The organism is Massilia timonae (assembly GCF_001866515.1).
GTDB lineage: Bacteria > Pseudomonadota > Gammaproteobacteria > Burkholderiales > Burkholderiaceae_D > Telluria > Telluria timonae.
Window position 1 is genome coordinate 4,304,402 of sequence record NZ_JRYB01000001.1, and the last position, 25,764, is coordinate 4,330,165.

Below are 25,764 nucleotides of genomic sequence, written 5' to 3' on the forward strand. Positions count from 1 at the left end.
GAATTGGAGAGTGAATGACCCGATTGAAAGTCAAGCCGATCTGCGCCGCCATCATGCTGATGTCGGCCTACGGCGCGCCAGCCCTGGCGCAAACCGCCGCCGCAACCGACGCCACCGAACAGACCGCGCCGGCGGCCGAATCCTCTCCAGCCGCATCCGCCGTCCCCGCCGCTCCAGCCGCGCCGACGCCCCAGGCCGCGCCAGCCGCCGCCGTGGTCCAGGTCACCGGCCTGCGCCAGAGCCTGCGCTCGGCCGAGGACATCAAGCGCGACGCCGCGCAGGTGGTGGATGCCATCAATGCCGACGACATCGGCAAGTTCCCCGACCGCCAGGCGGGCGACGCGCTGCAGCGCGTGGCCGGCGTGCAGGTGGGGCGCGACCGCGGCGAGACCAGCACCGTGATCATCCGCGGCCTGCCCGACGTGGCGACCACGCTCGACGGCAACGAGATCTTCACCGCCGCCGGCCGCCGCCTGTCCTACCAGGACTTGCCGGTGCAGTCGATCGCCGGCATGGAAGTGTATAAGTCGGCCACCGCCAACCAGTTCGAGGGCGGCATCGCCGGCGCCGTCAACATCCGCCTGCGCGCGCCGTTCGACAACAAGGGCTTCACCGCGACCGGCTACGTCGAGGACCGCGTCAACCAGACCAACGGCAGCGGCAATACCTCGGACAAGCACAGCCCGGGCGGCGGTTTCCTGGTCAGCAACCGCTGGGACACCGACTTCGGCGAGATGGGGGCGCTGTTCGACGTCGCGGTCAACCGCGACAACTGGGCCTTCCCGGTGCAATACGTCGACCGTCCCGACAATGTGTTCTCGGTCAGCCCGGACGGCAGCGCCACGCGCCTGGGCAACGTCGGCCCGTATGCGCCGGCCGCGCCGGGCGACGTACTGGGCCAGCTGCCGAACATCGGCGGCATCTACAACGCCGGCCAGCGCGAGCGCCAGAGCGTGCACGGCGCCTTCCAGTGGAAGGTCAACCCGCGCCTGACGGCCAACGCCCAGTACCTGGGCATGGGCTACCAGGGCCGCACCGGTGTCAACTATGTGATGAGCAACGCCACCTGGGCGCCGCGCCTGACCGACGTGGTGCTGGCGCCGCAAGGCAGCGCCTGCGCGACCCCGCAGGGCGCGATCTGCCCGATCCTGGCCGCCAGCGCGCCGGCCGCGCAGTTCGGCAATGCCTACGACTGGGATCCGTACACGGCGTCCAGCACCTGGGGCCAGAACGAACGTACCGCCACCCACTACCTGAACCTTGGCCTGAAGTACGCCGACGGACCGCTCAGCGTCGATTCGCAGTTCGGCTATACCCGCTCCAAGTTCGTCAACGACACCGTGATCGTCGACCAGCAGGTGCCGGGCGCCAGCGCCAGCGTGTATTCGTATGGCGCCGACGGCCACGGCGGCTTCAATGCGATCACGCTGCCGGGCAGCGGCGGCAATGCGCTGCAGGATCCGCGCAACTACGTGCTGCGCGGCATGGTCCAGAACTGGAACGAGCAGACCGGCAGCCAGCTGCAATGGCGCACCGACGCCACGTATCGCCTGGGCGGCGACGGCTTCTTCACGGCCCTGCTGGGCGGCCTGCGCCTGTCCTCGCGCAAGGCCAGCTATCATGGCGCCGAAGGCCACGCCGATTTCACCGGCGAGCGTCCAAGCGCCATCGGCGCCCTCGGCCCGTCGTTCCAGGCGCAGGTACCGGGCCTCGACCGCCTGGGCGGCGCCTGGTACGGGCCGTCGGCCGACTACCTGATCGACAATGCCGACGCCGTGCGCAACCTGTACGGCGCCGCCAGCGGCCGCGTGCCGGACGACCCGGGCCGCCTGTTCGACCAGCGCGAACGCAACGCGACCCTGTACCTGGCGGCGCGCTGGGCGGCGAACCCGGGCGGCATCGACGTCAAGGGTGAAATCGGCGGGCGCGTGGTGCGCCTGAATCGCGAGCTGAGCGGCATGACCCGGATCGGCGACGAGGTGTCGAACGTCGACCTGTCGACCTACGAAACCAATTACCTGCCGAGCGCTTCGGCGGTGGTCGGCTGGACCGAAGACCTGCAGTCGCACTTCTCGGTAGGCAAGACCATCACCCGGCCGAACTTCGGCACGCTCAATCCGGCCCTGACCCTGGTGCCGTCGACCGTCAACGTGCCGGGCAGCGGCAGCGCCGGCAATCCCTACCTGGAGCCGACCCGCTCGACCAATATCGACGCCACGCTCGAATACTACTTCCAGAAGAACGGCTTCGCCCAGGTCGCGCTGTTCCACCGCGACATCGACGGCTACGAGCAGAGCTTCACGCGCGACGAAGTCATCGACGGCCAGGTGTATCGCGTGACGCGTCCGCAGAACTCGGGCAAGGGCCGGCTGCGCGGGGCCGAATTCGGGGTCCAGAAGTTCTTCGACTTCCTGCCCGGCCCATGGGCCAACTTCGGGGCCCAGGCCAACTACACCTGGATCGACGGCGAGAACCAGAGCCGCACCGCGTTCGACAGCGACACCTATACGACCACGCCGCTGACCGGCGTGGCCAAGAAGAGCTACAACTTCGCGCTGCTATACGAGGGCAACGGCATCACCGGCCGCCTGGCCGCGACCCGCCGCGGCGACTACGTCGAGCAGATCGCCGAGGCGCCGTTCAACCAGGACCGCGTTGTCAAGGCCGCGACCTTCGTCGACCTGAGCATCGGCTACGAGATCAACGACAAGGTCTCGCTGCAGTTCGATGCGATCAACCTGACGAAGGCCAAGTTCGAAAGCTCGCTGGGCGAATACATGCCGCGCGACGTGCGCTACAACCCGACGACCTATGGCCTGAGCCTGCGGTTCCGGATGTAAACGCCGTCCGGCGGGGCGGCAAAACGAAGGCGCCGGCGTCCCGATGGGAGGCCGGCGCCGCGCAGTGCAAAGCGGGTGGATCGGCGGCGTAGCGCGAAGGTCAGGACACCTTGCGCAATGGCGCGGCATCGTCCACCATCTCCATCACCGAATTGCGCTTGTCCAGCAAGTGCAGCGACAGGATCGCCGCCAGGCGCTTGCCGTCGCGCGCCTCGAGCGCCTCCATCATCTGGCGATGTTCTTCGATCGCCTGGTCCCATTTCTCCGGCTTGATGTTCGACTTGAGGCGCAGCGATTGCAGGCGCCGGTTCATGTTCAGATAGGTATGGTGCAGCACCGAGTTGCGCGCCGCTTCGGAGATCTTGTTGTGGATCGCCTGGTTGCGGCTGTAGTAGCCGGGCAGGTCTCCCTGTTCGCGGCAGGTCAGCATCGCATCGTGCAGCGCCCGGATGTCGGCGACTTCCTCGGGCGTGATCCGTGCGCACGCGTGTTCGCCAGCGAGGGCTTCGAGGCCGCTGACGAACTCGAAGGTTTCCCAGACTTCTTGCTGCGACATCTTGTAGACCGAGGCGCCCCGGTTCGGCGAAATCTCGATCAGGCCCTCCGCGGCCAGCGCCTTCAGGGCTTCGCGCAGCGGGGTGCGCGAGATGCCCATGGTTTCGCACAGCTCCCGTTCGTTGAGCTTCATCCCGGGCGGAAAGACGGATTCGACGATCAGCCGGCGCAGGTGGGACACCACCGTCTCATGCAGGTGTTGTCGCGCCAGCTTTGGAAGGGAGGGCGCGGCGACGCCGGACTCCGCCGCCGGTACAACTTCCGAGTTTTGCATCAATGTCTCCACTTCCATAATTTTGGAGGAATTCTATCATTCAGGCGTATTTGCATTGTTGAAAGCAGGCTTAACCCGGCGAACTGGTCGACCCATGTCGCATGGCGGACACGGCGCGGACGTTTCATTTGCGCAACAAGCCCCATCAGCGTCCGAAGGCCCCATCCATAGGAGGGCAGGGTGACCAAGTTTCAGGCCCGACGCTGCGCGACAGTGCCTTCCGACTGCGCACATGGTGTGCGGCCGGTTTGGCGTCCGATCTCTTTACCTCGTCCGGGTGCCCGCGAACAGCGGATGGGCGCGTGCCGAAGCGCTGGCTGGGGTCCGTCAAATCAGGCTGCCGCTGTCGACCGAACCGTAAAATCAGAACATTCTAAAACTTCTGAACTTTCGAAATAGCCATTCTAGCACCTGCCTCAGGCTTGTGGTATGTAACTCCTGGTTGCCGAAGGGATGTGCTTGTCGGCCGTTCTGTCTTGCGGTGTTTCTCGCACTCAACCCCTTTGCGTATAAAATTTTCTTCACGGAAATTATTGATGACCAATATTTCGATTTGGCATAGTAGGGCGGTTGTTGGTACTATGTATCTTGCATTTTGCATACAAAATACATTCTTTACATTGAGAGAGAGACTTCATGTCCGACGATCAGCAATCCCCATCGCGGCGGCGCCTCATCAAGAGCCTGGTGTTCGTGCCCATGGGCGCGGGCGCAGCGGCGGCAGCCATCCACCAGGGCCTGCCCAACGCCAATGCCACCGCCACCGCAGCACCGGAAGGCAAGCCAAATCCCTACACGCCCAAGTTCTTCAACGCGAAGGAATGGAAATTCGTGATCGCCGCGGTCGATCGCCTGATTCCGCATGACGAGCACGGCCCCGGCGCCGTCGAACTGGGCGTGCCCGAGTTCATCGATCGCCACATGCAGTCGCCGTACGCATCCGGCAGCATCTGGTACATGCAGGGCCCGTTCCTGGAAGCGACCTCGGAGTTCGGTTACCAGGGCAAGCTGGCGCTGAAGGACATCATCCGCGTCGGCATTGCCAACGTGGACGCCCATTGCGCCAAGACCTACTCGGGCAAGGCCTTCGCCGACCTCGACGTGCGCATGCAGGAATCGGTCCTCAAGGACCTCGAAGGCGGCAAGATCAAGCTCGCCGACATTTCGTCGAAGACCTTCTTCGCCGACTTCCTGGCCGAGACCCGCGCCGGCTACTTCTCCGATCCTAGCCACGGCGGCAACAAGGACATGGGCGCCTGGAAGATGATCGGTTACCCCGGCATGCGGGGCGACTACCTGGAGTGGGTGAAGATTCGCGACAAACCGTATCCGCTGGGACCGGTGGACCTGGCTGGACGGAGGGGATAAGAGAATATGGCAATCGTAAAAGAGAAAAAAGACGTGGTCATCGTCGGCGCCGGCTGGGTCGGCGCCATCATGGCCAAGGAATTGACGGACGCTGGCCTGAACGTGGTCATCCTGGAACGCGGCCCTGACCGCGACACGCAGACCGACTTCGCCTATCCGCGCGTGATCGACGAGCTCGAAGGCTCGGTGCACCGCAAATACCTGCAGTCGCTGGCGCAAGAGACCGTGACGATCCGTCACAACCTGAACACCGTGGCGGTGCCGAAGCGCCGCATGGGTTCGTTCAAGCCGGGCACCGGCGTGGGCGGCGCGGGTTCGCACTGGTCGGGCGTGCACTTCCGCGCCCTGCCGGAAGACTTCAACCTGCGCAGCACGATGGAGCAGCGCTACGGCAAGAAGATCATGCCGGCCGGCATGTCGATCCAGGATTTCCCGGTCACCTATGAAGAGCTGGAGCCGCATTTCTCGCACTTCGAATATGTGTGCGGCACCTCGGGCAAGGCTGGCGTGTTGAACGGCAAGGTCGTCGAAGGCGGCAACCCGTTCGAAGGCTCGCGCTCGCGCGAATACCCGCTGGGACCGAACCCTGACTACCTGGGCGGCGAAATGTTCTACAAGGCGGCGCGCGAAATGGGTTACCACCCGTTCCCGATCCCGGCCTCGAATACCTCGGCCAGCTACGTCAACCCGTACGGCTGCCAGATGGGCCCGTGCAACTTCTGCGGCTTCTGCTCGGACTACGGCTGCCTGAACTACTCGAAGGCCAGCCCGAACATCAACATCTTCCCGGTGCTGCGCGGCCGCAAGAACTTCGAGATGCGCACGCTGGCCCAGGTCTTGAAGGTGAACCTGACGGCGGACGGCAAGATGGCCACCGGCGTGAACTACCTCGATGCCGGCGGCCAGGAATGCGAACAGCCGGCCGACATCGTCATCCTGGGCGCGTTCTCGCTGTATAACGTGCACCTGATGCTGGTGTCGAAGATCGGCCCGGCCTACGACCCGGTGACCAAGACCGGCACCGTCGGCAGGAACTACTCGTACCAGAACCTGAACCGCGTCTCGCTGTTCTTCGACAAGAACGTGCACGCCAACCAGTTCATGGGCATCGGCGGCGGCGGCACCACCTTCGACGACCTGAACGGCAACCGCAACGATCCGACCAAGTCGGGCTTCGTCGGCGGCGGCGTGATCTGGGCGCGCCAGCCGGGCGGCGGTCCGGTGCGCGGCATCGCGACCGCGCCGGGCGTGCCGAACTGGGGCAGCGACTGGAAGAAGGGCGCCAAGGATGCGATGCGTCACTCGTTCTACTACGAAGTGCAGGGTTCCTGCATGTCGTACGACGACGCCTACCTGGACCTGGATCCGAACTACAAGGATGCCTTCGGCCGTCCGCTGCTGCGCATGACCTTCGACTGGCACGACAACGAGATCGCGGCGTCGGCCTACCTGGTCGACAAGGCGCAGGAGATGTGCAAGGTCCTGAATCCGCTGGCGACCAAGGGCGATGCCAAGAAGCCGGGCACGCACTACAACATCAACCAGTACCAGAGCACGCACACGGTCGGCGGCGCGATCATGGGCGCCAATCCGAAGACCTCGGCCCTGAACAAGTACCTGCAGTCGTGGGACGTGCCGAACGTGTTCGCGCCGGGCGCCAACGCCTTCCCGCAGAACAACGGCTACAACCCGACCGGCATGGTCGGCGCGCTGGCCTACTGGTGCGCGAAAGCGATCCGGGAACAGTACATCAAGAACCCGGGCCCGCTGGTGCAGGCATAAGAGGACGAACACATGACCAAACAAAAACCTGTCAAGAAAATCGTCCTCGGTCTCGCCATCGCCGGCGCGGTGGTCCTTGCCGGCGCCTATGGCTATGCCGTGGCGCCGACCGAGACCCGCAAGATCGAACCGGGTCCGCAGCTCGCCAATCTGGCCAATGGCGCCAAGCCTGACGCCGGCCTGATCGAGAAGGGCCGCTACGTCGCCACCGCGTCCGACTGTATCGCCTGCCACACGGCGCCGGGCGGCAAGGAGTTCGCCGGCGGCCGCGTGATCCAGTCGCCGATCGGCAATATGTACGCGACCAACGTCACGCCGGACAAGGAAACCGGCATCGGCAACTACTCGCTGGACGATTTCGATCGTGCGGTCCGCCACGGCATCGTGCCGGGCGGCGGCACCCTGTATCCGGCGATGCCGTTCCCGTCGTATGCCCGCATGAGCGACGACGACATGCGCGCGCTGTACGCCTACTTCATGCACGGCGTCGAGCCGGTCAAGCAGGCCAACCGCGACAACGAGATCAGCTGGCCGCTGTCGATGCGCTGGCCGCTGGGCATCTGGCGCAAGACCTTCGTGCCGGTGCAGGGCCCGATGGACCTGACGAAGTACGCCGACCAGAAGATCGCCCGCGGCGCCTACCTGGTGCAGAGCCTGGGCCACTGCGGCAGCTGCCACACCCCGCGTGCGGCGACGCTCAACGAGCTGGCGCTGGACGAATCCGGTCCGGAATACCTGGCCGGCGGTCCGCTGATCGATGGCTGGCTGGCGGTCAACCTGCGCGGCGACAAGGTCGACGGCATGGGCAACTGGACGGCGCAGGACATCGTCGACACGCTCAAGACCGCCCGTAACAAGCACTCGGGCGTGCTGGGCGAGCCGATGCAGGACGTGGTCAAGCACAGCACCCAGAACATGACCGACGACGACCTGATGGCGATGGCGCTCTACATCAAGAGCCTGCCGGAGAGCGGCAACAAGAAGGCCACCTTCGCCGCCAGCGACGCCACCGTGCAGAAGATCATGCAGGGCAACGACAGCGAACGCGGCGTCCAGCTCTACCTGGACAACTGCGCGGCCTGCCACCGCGTGGACGGCAAGGCCGCCGGCGACGTTTTCCCTGCGCTGCCGGGCAATCCGACCGTGCTGCAGGAAGATCCGACCTCGCTGATCCGCGTGATCCTGGCCGGCGCGCGCCTGCCGTCGACCCACACGGCGCCGTCCGACCTGGGCATGCCGGGCTTCGCATGGCGTCTGTCGGATGAAGAGACCGCGCAGCTGGTGACCTTCGTTCGCAACAGCTGGGGCAACCAGGCTTCGCCGGTCGGCGCGGCTGACGTAGCGAAGGTGCGCAAGCTGGTCAAGGAGCACGAGCTGCACACGGCGGACAAGGGCGATACCAAGCACTGATCCGACACGTGGCCATGGCGCCGCCGGCACCCGTCAAGTCGACGGGCGCCGGCGGCGCTTTTTCGTTTTCTGTTACGAGGCGAGCATGGGCCGGGACCGCCCGAGTCACGCGGCATTGTCAACTGGGAGTTGATAATGGTTTGAGTCCGCGGTAGTTCGTGCGCCGGGACGGCGCGCTACAGTGAGCCGACAATATCACTCACTGTACGGAGACCGCAGCATGAAAACCTATCATATCGCCACCATTCCCGGCGACGGCATCGGCAAGGAAGTCATCCCGGCCAGCCGCGAAGTCCTGGCGGCGCTGGCCGCCACCAGCGGCAGCTTCCAGTTCGCCTTCGAGGATTTCGACTGGGGCGGCGACTATTACCGCAGGCATGGCGTCATGATGCCGGCCGACGGCCTGGAGGCCCTGCGCGGCAAGGACGCCATCCTGTTCGGCTCGGCCGGCGATCCGGACATCGCCGACCACATCACCCTGTGGGGCCTGCGCCTGAAGATCTGCCAGGGCTTCGACCAGTACGCCAACGTGCGGCCGACCCGCATCCTGCCGGGCATCGACGCGCCGCTCAAGCGCTGCCGCGCCGAAGACCTGAACTGGGTGATCGTGCGCGAGAACTCGGAAGGCGAATACTCGGGCGTCGGCGGGCGCGTGCACCAGGGTCACCCGATCGAGGCCGCGACCGACGTCAGCATGATGACCCGGGTCGGGGTCGAGCGCATCCTGCGTTTCGCCTTCCGGCTGGCGCAGTCGCGTCCGCGCAAGCTGCTGACGGTCATCACCAAGAGCAATGCCCAACGCCACGCCATGGTGATGTGGGACGAGATCGCGCTGCAGGTGTCAAAGGAGTTCCCGGACGTGAGCTGGGACAAGGAGCTGGTCGACGCCGCGACCGCGCGCATGGTCAACCGCCCGGCCACGCTCGACACCATCGTCGCCACCAACCTGCACGCCGACATCCTGAGCGACCTGGCGGCGGCCCTCGCCGGCAGCCTGGGCATCGCCCCGACCGGCAATATCGATCCCGAGCGGCGTTACCCATCGATGTTCGAACCGATCCACGGTTCCGCCTTCGACATCATGGGCAAGGGACTGGCCAATCCGATCGGCACCTTCTGGTCGGTCGTGATGCTCCTCGAGCACCTGGGCGAGCACGCCGCGGCGGCGCAGGTCATGCAGGCCATCGAGAGCGTGACCAGCACGCCGGCGCTGCACACCGGAGACCTGGGCGGCGCGGCCACCACGGCCGAGGTGACGCGGGCGGTGTGCGACTTCATCGGCGCGGGCCGCGAGCGCGCCGCCGCCTGAGCCAGGCTACATCAGCACCCGCCGGCGCCGGCCTGCCAGGCCGCGCGCCATCCTGCACGGGTCCCGCAACACATCTCGCCGCAGAGCGAAGAGGGGACGCCGCATACATCAAGGAGACACCATGTCAACGCGCTTCTTTGGAAAACTGTACGTGCAGGTCCTGATCGGCGTCGTCGCCGGCGGCCTGCTCGGATTTCTCTACCCGCAGCTTGGCGTCGATCTCAAGCCGCTCGGCGACGTCTTCATCCGCCTGATCAAGATGGTGTTCGCACCGGTCATCTTCGCCATGGTGGTGCTGGGCATCGCCAGGATGGAAAGCATGAAGGAACTGGGGCGCGTCGGCGTACGCGCCCTGATCTATTTCGAGGTCCTGTCGACCTTCGCGCTGCTGCTTGGCCTGGTCGTGGTCAATGTGTTCCAGCCGGGCGCCGGCATGAACGTCGACCCGAAGGCGCTCGATGCAGGCGCGATCAGCAACTACACGGCAGCCGCGGCGACCTCCGGCGGCTTCGTCGACTTCCTGCTGGCGATGGTGCCCACCAGCGTGATCGATGCCCTGGCCAACAACAATATTTTGCAGATCCTCGTGTTCGCGACCATGTTCGGCATCGCGCTGTCGCATATGGGACGGCGCGCGAAGCCTGTCGTCGACGTGCTCGAGGCGTTCAGCAGCGCGATGTTCGTGGTGGTCGGCATGGTGATGCGCATCGCGCCGATCGCGGCCTTCGGCGCCATCGCCTTCACGGTCGGCAAGTACGGCCTCGAGTCACTGGTCTCGCTGGGCCAGCTGATGGCCTGCATGTACCTGACCTGCGCCGCCTTCGTGGTGTTCGTCCTGGGCGCGATCGCCCGCGCGGCGGGTTTCAGCCTGTGGAAGTTCTTGCGCTACATCCGGGACGAACTGCTGACCGTGCTGGGCACCAGCTCGTCGGAGTCGGTGGTGCCGCAGCTGATGCACAAGCTCGAACACCTGGGCGTATCCAAGCCCGTGGTCGGTCTGGTGGTGCCGTCGGGCGTCACCTTCAACCCCGACGGCCAGTGCATCTACTACACCATGGCCGCGATCTTCATCGCCCAGGCCACCAACACGCCGCTGTCGCTGGTGGACCAGTTCGTGATCCTGGGCGTGCTGATGGTGACGTCCAAGGGTTCGGCGGGCGTGACCGGATCGGGCTTCATCACCCTGGCTGCGACGCTGGCCTCGATGGGCAACATCCCGGTCGCCGGCATGGTGCTGCTGCTGGGCGTGGACCGCTTCATGTCGGAAGCGCGCGCCATCACCAATACCATCGGCAATGCCGTGGGCACGGTCGCCATCGCGCGCTGGGTGGGGGCGCTGGACCGTCCGCGCATGCAGCGCATCCTCGACGGCCACGAGGCTGCGCCGCTGGCCAGGGAGCCGGGCGAGGCGCCGGAAGCGGTCGAGCTCAACCTGGTCGGCGTGCCGGCCACTCACAAGGCCAGCGCCTGAGCTGATGCCGTCCGGTGCGCCGCCGCTCAGGCCGGCGTCGCCGCGGCAAAGGCGTCGGCCACGAAGTCGACGAAGGCGCGCACCCGCGCCGCCGTCTGCAGCTGGTGCGGATAGACCGCGTAGATGTCGGCCGGCGGCGTTTCCCAGTTGGGGAGCACCTGGCGCAGCCTGCCGCTTTCCAGGTAGTGCGCGATATTCCACTCCGCCCGCATGATGATGCCGTGACCCGCGAGCGCCCAGTCGACGGCGATCTCGCCGTCGTTGGTGCTCAGTGGGCCGCGTACCTTGACGGTCTCGGAGCGCGTTCCCGACTTGAGGTGCCAGATGCCGTAGCCTTCCGCTCCCTGGCGAATGCCGATGCAGCTGTGGCGGGCCAGGTCGTTGGGCACGCGCGGCGTACCGCAGCGCTCCAGGTAGGCGGGCGCCGCGCACAGCAGGCGCCGGTTCGAGGCGATGCGGCGCGCGATGACACGGGTGTCGGGCGGTTCGCCGAAGCGGATCCACACATCGCAGGCATCTTCGACCAGGCTCGGAGGGTTGACCGTCAGTTGCAGCTGGATTTCGACGTCCGGGTAGCGCTGGTGGAAGGACGAGATCAGCGGCGCGATATGGCTGCGGCCGAAGCCGAGCGTGGCATTCACCCGCAGTAGCCCCTTGGGGGCGGTGCTGGCGCTGGTGATCATCTGTTCCATGTCCGCGATGTCGCCGAGGATGCGGCGCGAATGGGCGAGGTACATCTCGCCTTCGACCGTCAGGCCGATGCGGCGCGTGGTCCGCTGCAGCAGGCGCACGCCCAGGCGTGCCTCGAGTTGGGCCAGGCGCTTGCTGACGCCCGCGGTCGTGAGGTTCAGCTCGCGCGCCGCGGCCGACAGGCTGCCGGCGCGCACCAGCAGGCTGAAGAACGACATCTCGGAAGGGGCATTGGAAGGTGTCGACATTCTTGACTCAAATTTGACAATGCCGCGACCTTAGCACCATCTTCAAACGGCAACAAGGTGCATCTTCGGCGCCGGACGCCGTGAACGCCGTGTAAGGAAGTGTAAGCGCCATCTCTTTGTGCGCGGTAGGGATGTCTCGTGAAATCAATGACTTGCGCTTTGCGGGGCGGGCGAAGGGAGGGGCATTGCAGCGCGCCGCGACGTCATGCTACGGTGGATCCGTCATGTCAAACGGAAACGCCAGATGCCACCCTCGACCATTTCACGCAATCTCTCGATCGACGTCCTGCGGGGTCTGACCCTGGCCCTGATGATCGTCGTAAACACCCCCGGCAGCTGGGGCGCGCAATATGCGCCGCTGGTGCACGCGCCATGGCACGGCTATACGCTGACCGACCTCGTGTTCCCATCCTTCCTGTTCGTGGTGGGCTGCGCGCTGCGCCTGAGCATGAAGAAACTGGCGGCCATGGACGATGCGCGCTTCCTGCGCACGGTGTTGCGGCGCGGGGCCCTGATCTTCCTGTGCGGCTTCCTGCTGTACTGGTTCCCGTTCTTCACGCCGGACGGCGCCTTCATCCCCTTCGAGGAGGTGCGCATCATGGGCGTGCTGCAGCGCATCGGCCTGTGCTACCTGGTTGCGGCCCTGGTCGTGCGCCACGGCGGCGTGCGCGGCGCACTGGCCGCCGGCGCCGTCCTGCTGCTCGGCTACTGGTGGGTGCTGTGGCAGCTCGGCGACTATACCCTGGCCGGCAACGCCGTGCGCATGCTCGACCTGGTCGTGCTGGGCGCCTCGCACATGTATGCGGGCGACGGCATTCCCTTCGACCCGGAAGGCATCCTCAGCACCGTGCCGGCCGTCGTCAACGTCCTTGGCGGCTACCTCGCCGTCGCCTGGATCGAGCGGACGGGCCGCAGCCTGCGAACCGTGGCGGCGCTGCTCGCGGCCGGCGCCGCCTGCATCCTGTTCGCCCACGGCTGGGACGCCGCCTTCCCGATCAACAAGAAGCTGTGGACCAGCTCCTACGTCGTGGTCAGCATCGGCTGGAACCTGGTGTTGCTGGCCGTGCTGGTGTGGGCCATCGACTTGAATGGGCTGCGCGCCGGGACCGCCTTCTTCGATGTCTTCGGCAAGAACACGCTGTTCATCTACATGCTGTCGACGCTGGGCGTGGTGGCGCTGGTGCGCCTGCGGGTGGGCGACATGTCGCTGTACCAGTGGCTTTACCAGCGGGCGATCCTGCCCTGGACCGAGCCGGTCCTGGCGTCCTTCCTGTTCGCGCTGGGATACATGCTGGCCTGCTGGATCGTGGCGTGGGCGATGGACCGGCGCGGCGTCTACGTCAAGCTGTAAGTCGCTTGTTGCAATTGCGGCACAGCGCTCTGTAATGAATTGTAAGGATTTGAATACTTGTCTCGCGTGAAATCCCAGGCGCTGGGGATTTCGCGGCGAAAAATCCCGCGCAACGTAAAGAAGTGTAAGCGCCGGGATGGGGCTCGTGAGGAAAATGTATAAAAATCAGGCGCTTATGAATATTCCGGCGCGTCCGGCGGCCTCGTTTGGCCTGTCCTGGCAACGGTGCTACTGTCAAAACATGCAACGAAGAAAGTAGAAACGACCGCAGCAGACAGCAGCACACAGGCAGGTGGGATCACTCGAGATGACGGCATCACCGTCGCGCTACCAAAAGGAAAACAGCATGCTTGAATCGAACCGCAGGAAGACCTTGATCAGTTCGGCCGTCGCCGGCGCCCTGGCGCTGCTCGCGGCGCCGGGTTCAGCGCAGGAGGCCGCGGCGCAAGTCCCGCCGCCGAATCCGGACACCATCCAGGAAGTGATGGTCACCGCCACCCGCTACAGCACCTCGCTGCTGAAGACCCCGGTCGCCGTGTCCGCCGTGACCCAGGAAGAACTCACCCGCAAGGGCGTGGTCAACATCAAGGCGCTGACGGGCGACATCCCGAACCTGCAGCTGGGCGGCGCGGTCGACGGCAGTTCGGGTGTGCAGATCGCGATTCGCGGCGTCTCGAACTCGGACTTCACCGAGATCGGCAACCCGGCCGTCGGCCTGCACGTGGCGGGCATCTATTCGCCGCGTCCGCAAGGCGCGCTGGCGCTGCTGTTCGACCTGGACCGCCTGGAAGTGCTGCGCGGCCCGCAGGGCACGCTGTTCGGCCGCAACTCGACCGGCGGCAGCATCAACATCATCCCGAACAAACCGGTCCTCGATAGCGACGAGGGCAATGTGATGCTGGACGTCGGCAACTACAACCAGCGCCAGCTTTCGGTCGTGCAGAACATCCCGGTCAACGAGCGCTTCGCGCTGCGCCTCACCGCCAGCGGCGTCAAGCGCGACGGCTGGATCGACCAGACCCGCGACGACTACGACGTCCACATGCCCTCGAAAGGCTTCTACGCCGACGGCATTCCCGACACCGACCAGCGCCTGAACCGCGACGTCGACAAGAGCGACTACTACACCAACCGCGACCAGTGGGCAGCGCGCATATCCGGCCTGTGGAAGGTGACGAACAACCTGCAATGGCTGCTGGCGTTCGAGAATTACCAGAACAACGATGCCGGCGACATCGCCATGAAGGATTGCGACCAGGCGGCCGGCACGCCTTATGCCTGCACGGGCGGCAAGTACAGCGTGGCGATCAACATCCCGGGCATCACCGACATGTCGATCCGCACCGCGCGCTCGAACCTGGTATGGAACGTCAATGCGCAGACCGACGTGGAGTACAGCTATGCGCACGCGATCCAGCGCCGCTTCCAGCAGCAGGACAGCGACGGCGGCTACCACCCGATCGAGGCCGACGTCGACGCCACCGCCTGGGCTATCGGCGACCGCTGGCCGGTGTACGATAACGGCACCTATACGCTGGCCTCGAAGTTCGCTTCCGATGTACACGAGCTGCAGCTGCGCCAGAACTTCGGCGGCTTGCGCTACGTGGCCGGCCTGTTCTACATGAAGGAAAAGAACACCCTCGATTACGGCCAGGACTTCCGCGGCGGCGGCCCCAATGGCTACCCGACCGCGAACTTCTACCACCAGCCGCACCGCATCTCGGAGTCGAAAGCCGTCTTCGCCCAGGCCGATTGGGAATTCATCCCCAAATGGACGCTGACCGTCGGGGCGCGCGCAAGCCGTGACGAGCGCGAGGACGCCAACGGCCAGTTCTGGGAAGCCTACGGCACCGACTATTTCAACGGCCTCTACACGCCCGGTGCGCCGGGCACACCGGGCTGGCAGGGCATCGATTCGAGCATGCTGTTGCCGGGCATGGGCGCCTATTACGGCAGCGGCGCCTTCCCGGCCGCAGCCTCGATCAGCAATCACAAGGACTCGTGGCGCAAGACCACCGGCCGCCTGGGCCTGACCTGGCAGCTTGATACCCGCACCATGTTCTACACCTCGCTGTCGACCGGCTACAAGGCCGGCGGCTTCAACGACCGCTTCAACCTGTGCGGCAATATGCTGGACCCGAACGGCGTGCCGTACGACTGCGCCACCGGTCCGAGCGGCCCGCAGTATTCCTTCCTGCCGTACAGCCCGGAGACCGTCACCAACCTGGAATTCGGCTACAAGGGCAAGATGCTGGACGACCGCCTGACCCTGTCGGCCACCCTGTTCTACAGCCGCTACAAGGACATGCAGATGACGGGCCAGCACACGGTCGGCCAGAACAAGCGGCCGTGCGCCGCCGACAACCCGGGCTGCAACGCCGTGATCAGCTGGTGGTCGACCCGCAATATCGGCCGCGCCAACATCAAGGGGCTGGAACTCGAAGGGCAGTACCGCCCATGGCGCGACGCCCGCATCACCTATTCGGCTTCGCTGCTGTCGGCCAAGGTGGCCGACTACCACACCTTCAGCGACGACCTGGGTTGCGGCTCGCGCCTGGCCCAGGGCATCACGCCATGCCCGGATTACTACTCGGGTCCCGACACCGCGCTGTCCCAGTTGCGTCCCTACGATGTGGTCGGCAATCGCCTGCCGTACTCGCCGCCGCGCACGATGAACCTGAGCTTCTCGCAGGACTTCCACTTCAGTAATGGCTGGATGCTGACGCCGTGGATCCAGGCGCGCTGGCAGGACAAGATGTTCTTCAACCTGCGCAACCTGGACGAGGCCCACCTGTCGAGCGTGCAGGGCGCTTATGCCCAGGTGGACGGTTCGCTGCGCCTGAATGGGCCGGACGGCGACCGCTTCCCCTGGTATGCGGAGCTGTACGTGCGCAACGCCTTCGACAAGCGAGCCAAGACCTGGGCCGGCATCGGCGGACCGGACGAGCGCTTCCTGCTCGCGTCCTATAACGATCCGCGCATGTTTGGACTGCGGGTCGGCACGTCCTGGTAATCTCCGGTAGCAGTAGATGGGAGGACGCAGCCGCGCGCCGGAGACCGCGCGGCCACGCTCCTGGAACAAGAAGCATTGATCGAGGCGAAGGCAAGGAATGGCCAATCACAACAAACAACGCATGCACCTGTTCTTCCTGACGGCGATCTGCGGCCTTGGAGGGCTGCTGTACGGGATCGACATCGGGATCATCGATCCCGCCTTGCCCTATCTGCACCGGGCCACCAGCCTGACCGAGGGCCAGCTGTCGCTGGTGGTGGCGGCCGTGATGGCCGGCTCGATCCTCGGCTCGGTGGTGGCCGGCATGCTGGCCGACTGGCTGGGGCGCAAGCCGATGCTGGTGGTGAGCGCGCTGCTGTTCGTCGGCAGCGTCACGGTGATCTACCTGTCGCAATCCTTCGTGCCGCTGCTGCTGGGGCGCCTGCTGCAGGGCCTGTCCGGCGGCGTGATCGCGGTCGTGGTGCCGCTGTACCTGGCCGAATGCCTGCCGGCCGACCGGCGCGGCCGCGGCCTCGCCCTGTTCCAGTTTGCCCTCACGGCCGGCATCGTGCTGGCCGCCTTCATCGGCAACCACTATCTGGGCAATGCCGAGCTGGCGATCCAGGCCGCCGGCAGCGACGCCGCCGCGGCGACGGCCGCCGCCGACCACGCCTGGCGCAGCATGTTCATGGCCGTGGTGTATCCGGGCGCGCTGTTCCTGCTCGGCTGCCTGTTCGTGGCCGAGTCGCCGCGCTGGCTGATGCGCCAGGGACGCGCCGACCAGGCGCGCGCCGTGCTGGGACGCTTGCGGCCGGCCAGCGCCTGCGCGCTTGAAGCCGACGAGATCCAGGCCTCGCTGGCGGAAGAACGCGCGCGCCCGAAGCTCTCGCGCGGCGCGGCGCTCACCGAGATGCTGACCGAGCGGCGCTACGTGCTGCCGTTCGTGCTGGCCTGCGTGATCCTGGGCTGCAACCAGGCGACCGGCATCAACTCGCTGCTGCAGTTCATGTCGACCATCCTGCAGCATGCCGGCCTCGATCCGGTGAGCGCGGCCAGCCACGGCACCGCGATCAAGATCCTGAACATGGTGATGACGGTCGGCGCCATCATGCTGGTCGAGCGCAAGGGACGCGTCTTCCTGCTCAAGATCGGCACCGCCGGCATCATGGTCTCGCTGTGCCTGCTGGCGTTGCTGTTCCACCGCTTCGAGTCGCAGCGGGTCGACGTGCATGCCGAGGTGGCGGCGCTGGTACGTGATAATGCGCTAGACCTCAACCTGGTCGACGCCAGGCTGGGTCATGCCGCCGGCCCGGCGCAGCTGACGATCCTGTACCAGTACGGCGATGCGCAGCAGGTGGCCGAAGCGTATACGCCGACCGCCGAAGCCCGGGCGGTGCTGGCGCGCGAGGCGGCGCTGGCGGCAACATTGCCGCCCGACCAGCGCGCACTGTTGGAAGGGGCGCGCGCCGCCTGGGCCGGCCGCGGCGCTGCGTCCGCACTGGACGCAGCCCAGCAGATGATCGCGAGCCTGCCGGCCGAGGCCCGCGCCACGGTCGATGCCGCGCGCCGGGTGTACATGGCCCAGCGCGTATCGGTGCAGCCGCCGAAGGGCGCGCCGGCCGGCGTGCCTCTGGAGATCGTGCGCGCCACCGTCGGTCCTACGCCGGACGAGGGCAGCGGCCAGCTGGCGGCCGTGTTCATCGCCTTCTTCATCGCCTCGTTCTCGATCGGCCCCGGCGTGTGCGTGTGGCTGGCCCTGTCCGAATTGATGCCGACCCGGATCCGGTCGGTGGGCATGGGCGTGGCGCTGCTGATCAACCAGGGGACGGGCACGCTGATCGCCGGCGCCTTCCTGCCGATCGTCGGCAATTTCGGCTACCACATGATGTTCCTGTTCTGGGCCGCATGCACCGCCATCTACTTCGTCACCGCCACCTTCTTCCTGCCCGAGACCCGCGGCAAGTCGCTCGAAGAGATCGAGCGGCTGTTCGCGGCGCCCAAGGCCAAGCGCGGCGCGGCGGGACAGCACGGGTGAGAGGGATCCTTTACGGCATGCTCGGCGCGCTGCTGGCGGCTCTGGCGCTGCCGGCAAGCGCCGGCACACTCGTGATCGAGAGCTGGCGCGTGGACGACAAGGCCTTGTGGGAAAACGTGCTCCTGCCGGCCTTCGCACGCCACCATCCCGACGTCACGGTGAAGTTCGCGCCGACCGCGCCGACCGGCTACGACGTGGCCGTCGGCGCACGCCTGGCCAGGGGTACGGCGGGCGACCTGATCGCTTGCCGGCCGTTCGACGTGTCGCTGGCCTTGTATCAGGGCGGCCACCTCGATCGCCTGGACGGCAGGCCAGGCCTGCAGAATTTCGACCGATCGAGCCTGGTGGCCTGGCAGACCGACGACGGCAAGGATACTTTCTGCATGCCGGTCGCTTCCGTCATTCACGGCTTCTTCTACAACAAGGACATCTTCCGGCGCCACGACCTGCAGCCGCCGCGTACGGTGGATGATTTCTTTCGCGTGCTCGACGTCCTGAAAGAGGCGGGGGTGACGCCGCTGGCGCTGGGAACGGCCGAGCAGTGGGAGTCGAGCCAGATCGTCTACACGAGCATCGGCCCGAATTTCTGGCGTGGCGAAGAGGGGCGCAAGGCCCTGATCGCCGGGCGCGCCAGGCTTACCGACCGGCCCTATGTCGACGCGCTCGATTTCACCGCGCGCCTGGGCCGTTACCTGCCGGTGGGCGCCGCAAGACAGACCTATGCGGCCAGCCAGGCCAGGTTCGCGTCGGGCGGCGCGGCGATCTATCCGGCCGGCTCGTGGGACATCGCGCACTTCAGCCGCACGCCCGGACTGGCGCTGGGCGTGTTCCCGCCGCCGCTGCCCCGTGAGGGCGCCGCCTGCCATATCTCGGACCACATGGACCTGGGGCTGGGCGTGAACCGCCATTCGAAGAATAAGGAAGACGCCTACAAATTCATCGCCTGGGTCGGGTCGCAGGAATTCGCCGACCTGTACACCAACCGGCTGACCGGGTTCTTCACCCTGTCGCACCACTTGATCGCAGTGCGCGACCCGGTGGCCAAGCAGATGGCCGAATGGCGCAAGCGCTGCGCGTCGACGATCCGGATTAACGCCCAGGTGCTCAATCGCGGCCAGCCGAGCATGGAAGTCGAACTGTGGAACGTGACGTCGCAGGTATTGAACGGGAGCCTGGCGCCGGGTGATGGCGCCGTCAGGCTGCAGAACAGGGTCGAGCAAGGCCGACCAGGGCAAAAATGATGTGGACGAGCGCGCATCGGCGCAATAAGGAGACACTCTTGGGTAAGACAACGATGGTTGGCGGCGCTGTGGCGTCGACCCTGATGGCGGCCATGATGGCCTTCGCGCTGCCGGCGACGGCGCAGGAAGCACAGGCTGCGGCGACATCCGCCGGCGCCGTGGCGAACGGCGCCAGGCTGCACCTGCAATGGGAGCTGCGGCGCCCCGTGGCGGACGCACAGCTGCCCAAGGGGACGTCGCCGGCGCGCTTCACCCTGACCAACCGCGACACCCGGGCCTTGCCGGCGCACGGCTGGTCGCTGTACTTCAATGCGATCGACCGCATGCCCAAGGGCGTGCAGTCGAACGGCATCCTGCTCGAGCAGATCGCCGGCGGCCTGTTCCGCCTGTATCCCGGTCCCGGCTTCAAGGGGCTGGCGCCGGGACAGACAGTCGCCTTCGATTACCAGCATTCGGATTCGGTCTACACCTCGTCAAAGGCGCCGTCAGGCCCTTACCTGGTGTACGACGCCGCGCCGGATACCGGTGTCGCGCTCGCCTACAGCGTCGTGCCGCTGGCGCAACCGCCGCAGGCCGGCGTCAAGGACAGCCCGCACTCGCTGGTCACCCCGCAGGATACCTACCAGCGCAATGCGCGCGCCGCGCTGCTGCCCGCGTCCGCCGTGCCGAAGGTCTTGCCGACGCCATTGCAGCTCGATGCCGGGAAGGGCGCGCTGGCGCTCAAGGGCAAGCCAAACGTGGAGGCGTCATCGAAGCTGGCCAATGAGGCGGCGCTGGCGCGTTCCTTGTTCGCTGCAGACCTGCCGGCCAGCGGCGGTCCTTCGCTGCGCCTTTCCGTGGCCAGCGTGCCCGGCCAGAGTTCGCCCGAAGCCTACCGCCTGACGATCGCGGCCGATGGCGGCATCGCCATCGTCGGCAACAGCGCGGCCGGCGTCGCCCACGGCCTGCAGTCACTGCGCGACCTGATGCCGCTGCCGGGGACGAAGTCGCCGGCGCTGCCTGAGCTGACCATCGTCGACGCCCCGCGTTTCGGCTATCGCGGCTTCATGCTGGACGTATCGCGCAATTTCCACGGCAAGGAGACCGTGTTCAAGTGGCTCGACCTGATGGCGCGCTTCAAGCTCAACAAGTTCCACTTCCACCTCACCGACGACGAAGGCTGGCGCCTCGAGATCGCCGGCCTGCCCGAGCTGACCGACATCGGCGCGGTGCGCGGCCATGCCGCCAGGCCCGGCGTGCGCCTGCAGCCGGCCTACGGTTCCGGCCCCGACCCGAAGGACGCCAGCGGCAGCGGCTATTTCACGCGCGACGAGTACAAGGAAATCCTGCGCTACGCCCAGGCGCGCCATATCGAGGTGATTCCCGAGATCGAGATGCCGGGCCACGCGCGCGCCGCCGTGCAGGCGATGGAGTCGCGCTACCACCGCCTGAAGGCGGCCGGCGACCCGGACTACGCCAAATATCTTCTCAACGACCTCGAAGACCGCTCGGTGTACAACTCGCCGCAGCTGTTCGGCGATAACGTGATCAACCCGGGCCATGAGTCGACCTACACCTTCATCGCGCACGTGGTGGACGAGGTGGTCAAGCTGCACCGCGAGGCCGGCGTGCCGCTGTCGACCATCCATATGGGCGGCGACGAATTGGCCCACGGCGCCTGGGAAAAGTCGCCCGTCAGCGCCGCCATGATGAAGAAGCACAATCTGGAGACCGTGGTCGACCTGTGGGATTATTTCTATGACCGCGTCGAGGGCATCCTGCGCAAGCACGGCCTGTTCATGTCAGGCTGGGAAGAGCTGGCGGCGCGCCAGACGATGCTCGACGGCCGTCCGAAGCTGATCCCGAATCCGCGCTTTCCGCAACGTGGCTTCTCGGCCTATGTGTGGAATAACACCACCGGCAACGAAGACCTGGCCTACCGCCTGGCCAATGCCGGCTACGACATCGTCCTGACGCCGGTGACGCGCATGTACATGGACATGGCCCACAACGCCAATCCCGATGAACATGGCGTGAACTGGGGCGCCTACGTGGAGCTGGACACCGTGTACGACTTCATCCCGCTCGACATCAACAGGAATGCGCCAGAAAGCGCGCGCATCGGCAAGGACCGCCTGACCGACTACGGCAAGCGCCGCGTGCGCGGCCTGCAGGCCAACCTGTTCGTCGAGACCGTGCGCGACCCGGCCCGCATCGACTACCTGGTGATGCCGCGCCTGGTGGCGGTGGCCGAGCGCGGCTGGGCGCCTGACCCGGCCTGGGCGCGCGAGAACGATCCGGCCAGGGCGCACGTGCTGCACCGCGCCGCCTGGACCGGCTTCGTCAACGCCCTCGGCCAGCGCGTGCTGCCGCGCCTCGACCTGGACGGCTCGCGGGTCGCTTACCGGATCGCGCCGCCGGGGATGGTCGAGGAGGGCGGGCAGGTGAAGGTGAACCACGTCCTGCCCGGGATGCTGCTGCGCTACACCGTCGACGGCAGCACGCCCAGCGCGAGCAGCCCGGTCGTGAACGGCCCGATCGCGGCGCGCGGCACGATCCGCGCCGCCGCCTTCGACCGCAACGGCAGGATGGGCGAGGTTGCCACCATCGAGCGACGCTAGCGCCCTGGCCGCCCTTGCGATATAGTCGGTGCTTTCAGCGGGATCGTGGTGATGGCGTCGATGAAGAAAGTGGCCTGGCCTGGTGTCATGAGGTGGGCGTTGGCCCTGGCCTGCACCTGCGCCGCCGTCCCTTCTGCCGCCACGCCATCCGCCGACGGACCCGGCCTGCAGGTGCTGCACTGGTGGACTTCGGCCAGCGAACGCAAGGCCGCCGACCTGCTGGCGGCGCGCCTGGCCGACGAAGGCATCGCGTGGCAGGACGCCGCGATCCCGGGCGGCGCCGGTCTTGGCGCCGGCAAGGTCCTCAAGGGCAGGGTGCTGGCCGGCGATGCGCCCGAAGTCACCCAGCTGATCGGCCCGTCGATCGCCGAATGGGCCGACCTGGGCCTGCTGCTCGAACTCGACAAGGTCGCCGATTCTGACGATTGGGCCGGCTTCCTGTTCCCGACCATCCGCCAGCTCGTCGTGCACCGTCGCCACGTGGTGGCCGCGCCGCTCGGCATCCATCGCGTCAATACCCTGTATTACAACCGCCCGCTGTTCGCCCGCCTCGGCTTGACGCCGCCCGTCACCTGGCGCCAGTTCGAGGACGTGGCGCGGCGCCTGCGCGCGGCCGGCGTGGCGCCGCTGGCCCAGAGCAGCGAGGCCTGGCAGGTCGCCGCCCTGTTCGAGAACCTGGTGCTGGCCGAGAGCGGGCCGGCCTTCTACCGCGAACTGTTCGTGCAGCGCAGCCCGGCCGCGGCGGCGGACCGGCGCACCCACGAGGCCTTGCTGCGCCTGCGCACCATCAAGGGCTGGCTGCAGGGCGAGATCGACGAGCGTCCCTGGCCCGAGGTGGTGCGCCGTTTCGCGCGCGGCCAGGCCGGCATGATGATCATGGGCGACTGGGCCAAGGCCGAATTGGCCGAGTTCAAGGCGCTGCCGGACCGCGACTTCGGCTGCGCGGCGGCGCCGGACACCGCCGGCTACCACCTGTACAGCGTCGACACGCTGGCCATGTTCGCGGGCGACTACCGCCAGATGGCGGCCCAGGAAAGGATGGCGCGGCTGATGGTGGCCCCAAGCGTGCAGGCCGGCTTCAATGCGCTCAAGGGCGGGGTGCCGGTGCGGCGCGACGCCGACCCCGCCGCCATGGACAGCTGCGCGCGCCAGTCGTGGACCGTGTTCGCGCGCGGCGCCGCTGTCCAGGCGCCCAGCCTGGTGCACCGCATGGCGCTGGACGAAGCGAGCCGCGAGGCCGTCATCGCCGAGGTGCACCGGTTCTTCCTGGACGACCGGGTGCCGCCGTCCCAGGCGCAGCGCCGCCTCGGCGCGCTGTTCCGGCTATTCAATCTCAAACCTCTTGGAGTGGCAGGTGCGCAAGATACTGATCGTGGACGATGACCAGAAGACCCGGGAACTGCTCAAGACCTACCTGGAGAAGAACCAGTACGAGGTGATCCTGTCGCATGACGGCGAGAGCTTCCTGGCCGCGCTGCAGGCCCAGCCCGAGGGCTTGTGCCTGGTGATCCTGGACGTGATGCTGCCCGATACCGACGGCTTCATGCTGTGCCGCCAGGTGCGCCAGCGCTCCAACGTGCCGATCATCATGCTCACCGCCAGCTCGGACGAGACCGACCGCATCGTCGGCCTCGAACTGGGCGCCGACGACTACATCGCCAAGCCCTACAGCCCGCGCGAGCTGCTGGCGCGCATCAAGGCGATCCTGCGCCGCTCGGCGCAGGACGCGCCAGCCGCGCGCTATTACCGCTTCGTCGGTTTCACGCTCGACCTCACGGAGCGCAAGGTGCTCGATCCCGACGGCGTCCAGGTGGCGCTGACCGGGCTCGATTTCCAGCTGCTGAAGTATTTCGTCGAGCACCCCGGCATCGTCCTCGACCGCGGCCTGCTGTGCGAGGAAACCCGCGGGCGCGACGTCGGGCCGACCGACCGCTCGCTCGATGTCCAGGTCAGCCGCCTGCGCCTGCGGCTGAACGACGACGGCAAGCAGCCGGCGCTGATCAAGACCGTGCGCGGGGCCGGCTACGTGTTCTCGGCCGACGTCAGCGTGTCGAGTGCGTAGCCGGCTCCAGCGCTGGGTGCCGGCGTCGCTGCTGGGACGCCTGATGCTGGTGATGGCGGCGGGCCTGCTGGTGACGCAGGTGGCGGCCAGCGCGATCTGGGCCAGCCAGCTGCGCTACAAGTCGCAGGTCGAGACCCAGTCGGCCGCCAGGTACGTGGCGCACAGCGCGGCCGGCGCGATCCGGTTCTTTCGCAGCCTGCCGCCGGCCTATCGCGCGCTCATCATCCAGCAGTTGCGCGAGATGGGCGGGACGCGCTTCTTCGTCAACCTGAACCACGCCTACGTGCCGATCGAGCAGATCGCGCCGCATCCGCTGGCCGACAAGGCGATCGCCACGGTGGCCGCCACGCTGAAAGGCGACCTGCCGAATTCGCCGGGCTTCCGGCTCGCCTTCGCCTGGCCCGACCGGCTGGTGGTGGCCGAGCACGACGTGCGCCTGGAAGACCTGCCGAACGCCTGGGTCCAGCATGTGCTGCTGCTGCAGCCCGATCCGGCGCCGATCCTGGTGATCCAGACCGAGATCGAGCCGGGCAACTGGCTATACCTGGCGGCGCTGATGCCGAACCCGTACTTCCTGAGCGGCAGCGATCCGTTCAGCTGGGACCGCTTGATGCCCCAGGCGCTGTCGCTGGCCGTCGTGCTGCTGCTTTGCCTGCTGGTGGTGCGCTCGATCACGCGCCCGCTGGCCGCGCTGTCCGACGCCGCCGCCGCCGTCGGCCAGGGCCAGGACGACGCCAGAGCGCCGCTGCCCGAAACCGGCAGCCGCGAATTCGTCAACACGGCGCGCGCCTTCGGGGCCATGCGCGAGCGGATCGCCCGCTACATCGAGGACCGCGAGCGCCTGTTCATCTCGATCTCGCACGACCTGCGCACCCCGATCACGCGCCTCAAGCTGCGCGCCGAACTGCTCGACGACGAGGCCTTGCGCGACGACTTCGAAGAAGACCTGGATGAACTGGACATGATGGTCAAGGGCGCGCTGCAGTGCGTGAAGGACAGCGACATCCACGAGAACCCGGCCCGGATCCGCCTCGACGCGCTGCTGGGACGGTTGGTCAGGAGCGCGCGCCTGGCCGGCCACGAGGTGCTCTACCAGCCGTCCGGCGTCGACGTGCGCGGCAAGCCGCTGGCGCTCAAGCGCGCATTGGGCAACCTGCTGGACAACGCCCTGTACTACGGCGCCCGGGCCGAGATCGCGGTGCGCGAGGAGCCGGGCAGCGTCGTGGTCGAGGTGCGCGACCACGGGCCGGGCGTGCCCGAGGACGCGCTGGCCAGCCTGTTCGACCCTTATGTGCGGCTGGCCCATGGGCGCGAGCGCAACGATGGCGGCATGGGCCTGGGGCTGGGCATCGCGCGCGGCATCGTCGAGGCCCACGACGGGCGCCTGGAACTGCGCAACCATCCAGAAGGCGGCCTGGTGGCGCAGGTAAGGCTGCCCGCGCGCAGCCAGGCGGCCGTTGCCGCCGCGTGACAGAACCAGACATTATTTGACGCCCGCGCGCGCAATGCTTTAGGATTAAAAAAACGACAATTGGC

16 protein-coding genes are annotated in these 25,764 nt (G+C 66.8%); 14 read left to right on the forward strand and 2 right to left on the reverse strand.

The window, feature by feature from the left end:
* Positions 1-14: 14 nt before the first annotated feature.
* Entirely contained in the window at positions 15-2,840 is a 2,826-nt protein-coding gene (locus LO55_RS18270) for a TonB-dependent receptor (RefSeq protein ID WP_083415415.1), read from the forward strand.
* Positions 2,841-2,940: 100 nt separating this feature from the next.
* On the opposite strand, the gene LO55_RS18275 is transcribed toward LO55_RS18270, so the two are convergent.
* On the reverse strand, positions 2,941-3,669 hold the full coding sequence (locus LO55_RS18275; protein WP_071362563.1) for a GntR family transcriptional regulator: 729 nt from the start codon (positions 3,667-3,669) through the stop codon (positions 2,941-2,943).
* Between the two features lie 636 nt (positions 3,670-4,305).
* Here LO55_RS18275 and LO55_RS18280 point away from each other — a divergent pair.
* The 5 genes from LO55_RS18280 (at position 4,306) to LO55_RS18300 (ending at position 11,009) form a co-directional block, all read left to right on the forward strand.
* Positions 4,306-5,037, forward strand: coding sequence for a gluconate 2-dehydrogenase subunit 3 family protein (locus LO55_RS18280; protein ID WP_071362564.1), 732 nt, complete (start codon positions 4,306-4,308; stop codon positions 5,035-5,037).
* Between the two features lie 6 nt (positions 5,038-5,043).
* On the forward strand, positions 5,044-6,819 hold the full coding sequence (locus LO55_RS18285) for a GMC family oxidoreductase (RefSeq protein WP_071362565.1): 1,776 nt from the start codon (positions 5,044-5,046) through the stop codon (positions 6,817-6,819).
* 12 nt (positions 6,820-6,831) lie between these two features.
* Positions 6,832-8,229 (forward strand): cytochrome c, encoded by a 1,398-nt coding sequence (locus LO55_RS18290; RefSeq protein ID WP_083415416.1) that lies wholly within the window; start codon positions 6,832-6,834, stop codon positions 8,227-8,229.
* A gap of 220 nt (positions 8,230-8,449) precedes the next feature.
* The gene (locus LO55_RS18295) at positions 8,450-9,538 is read left to right on the forward strand and encodes a tartrate dehydrogenase (RefSeq protein ID WP_071362566.1); all 1,089 of its coding nucleotides are present in this window, start codon (positions 8,450-8,452) and stop codon (positions 9,536-9,538) included.
* A gap of 121 nt (positions 9,539-9,659) precedes the next feature.
* The gene (locus LO55_RS18300; RefSeq protein ID WP_071362567.1) at positions 9,660-11,009 is read left to right on the forward strand and encodes a dicarboxylate/amino acid:cation symporter; all 1,350 of its coding nucleotides are present in this window, start codon (positions 9,660-9,662) and stop codon (positions 11,007-11,009) included.
* Between the two features lie 26 nt (positions 11,010-11,035).
* Here the strand turns inward: LO55_RS18300 and LO55_RS18305 are convergent, their stop codons facing one another.
* Positions 11,036-11,947 (reverse strand): LysR family transcriptional regulator, encoded by a 912-nt coding sequence (locus LO55_RS18305; RefSeq protein WP_071362568.1) that lies wholly within the window; start codon positions 11,945-11,947, stop codon positions 11,036-11,038.
* 244 nt (positions 11,948-12,191) lie between these two features.
* Here LO55_RS18305 and LO55_RS18310 point away from each other — a divergent pair, with 244 nt between their 5' ends.
* The 8 genes from LO55_RS18310 to LO55_RS18345 all read left to right on the forward strand — a co-directional run bounded on the left by LO55_RS18310 (position 12,192) and on the right by LO55_RS18345 (position 25,699).
* Positions 12,192-13,298, forward strand: coding sequence for an acyltransferase family protein (locus LO55_RS18310; protein WP_143054554.1), 1,107 nt, complete (start codon positions 12,192-12,194; stop codon positions 13,296-13,298).
* A 346-nt stretch (positions 13,299-13,644) separates the two neighbouring features.
* A complete protein-coding gene (locus LO55_RS18315) occupies positions 13,645-16,311 on the forward strand; it encodes a TonB-dependent receptor (RefSeq protein WP_071362570.1) in 2,667 nt (888 codons plus the stop codon).
* A 97-nt stretch (positions 16,312-16,408) separates the two neighbouring features.
* Positions 16,409-18,325 carry an MFS transporter gene (locus tag LO55_RS27060; protein ID WP_071362571.1) on the forward strand — a complete coding sequence of 639 codons (1,917 nt, stop codon included), beginning with the start codon at positions 16,409-16,411 and terminating at the stop codon, positions 18,323-18,325.
* Positions 18,322-19,566 (forward strand): ABC transporter substrate-binding protein, encoded by a 1,245-nt coding sequence (locus tag LO55_RS18325; RefSeq protein ID WP_370659611.1) that lies wholly within the window; start codon positions 18,322-18,324, stop codon positions 19,564-19,566. The genes LO55_RS27060 and LO55_RS18325 overlap by 4 nt, the downstream gene beginning before the upstream one ends.
* Positions 19,567-19,604: 38 nt before the next feature.
* Positions 19,605-22,166: a family 20 glycosylhydrolase gene (locus LO55_RS18330; RefSeq protein WP_071362573.1), complete on the forward strand. Its 2,562-nt coding sequence runs from the start codon at positions 19,605-19,607 to the stop codon at positions 22,164-22,166.
* Between the two features lie 87 nt (positions 22,167-22,253).
* A complete protein-coding gene (locus LO55_RS18335; RefSeq protein WP_229410175.1) occupies positions 22,254-23,549 on the forward strand; it encodes an ABC transporter substrate-binding protein in 1,296 nt (431 codons plus the stop codon).
* The gene (locus LO55_RS18340; protein WP_071363851.1) at positions 23,521-24,228 is read left to right on the forward strand and encodes a response regulator; all 708 of its coding nucleotides are present in this window, start codon (positions 23,521-23,523) and stop codon (positions 24,226-24,228) included. The genes LO55_RS18335 and LO55_RS18340 overlap by 29 nt, the downstream gene beginning before the upstream one ends.
* Positions 24,229-24,271: 43 nt before the next feature.
* The gene (locus tag LO55_RS18345) at positions 24,272-25,699 is read left to right on the forward strand and encodes an ATP-binding protein (protein WP_143054671.1); all 1,428 of its coding nucleotides are present in this window, start codon (positions 24,272-24,274) and stop codon (positions 25,697-25,699) included.
* Positions 25,700-25,764 lie beyond the last annotated feature (65 nt).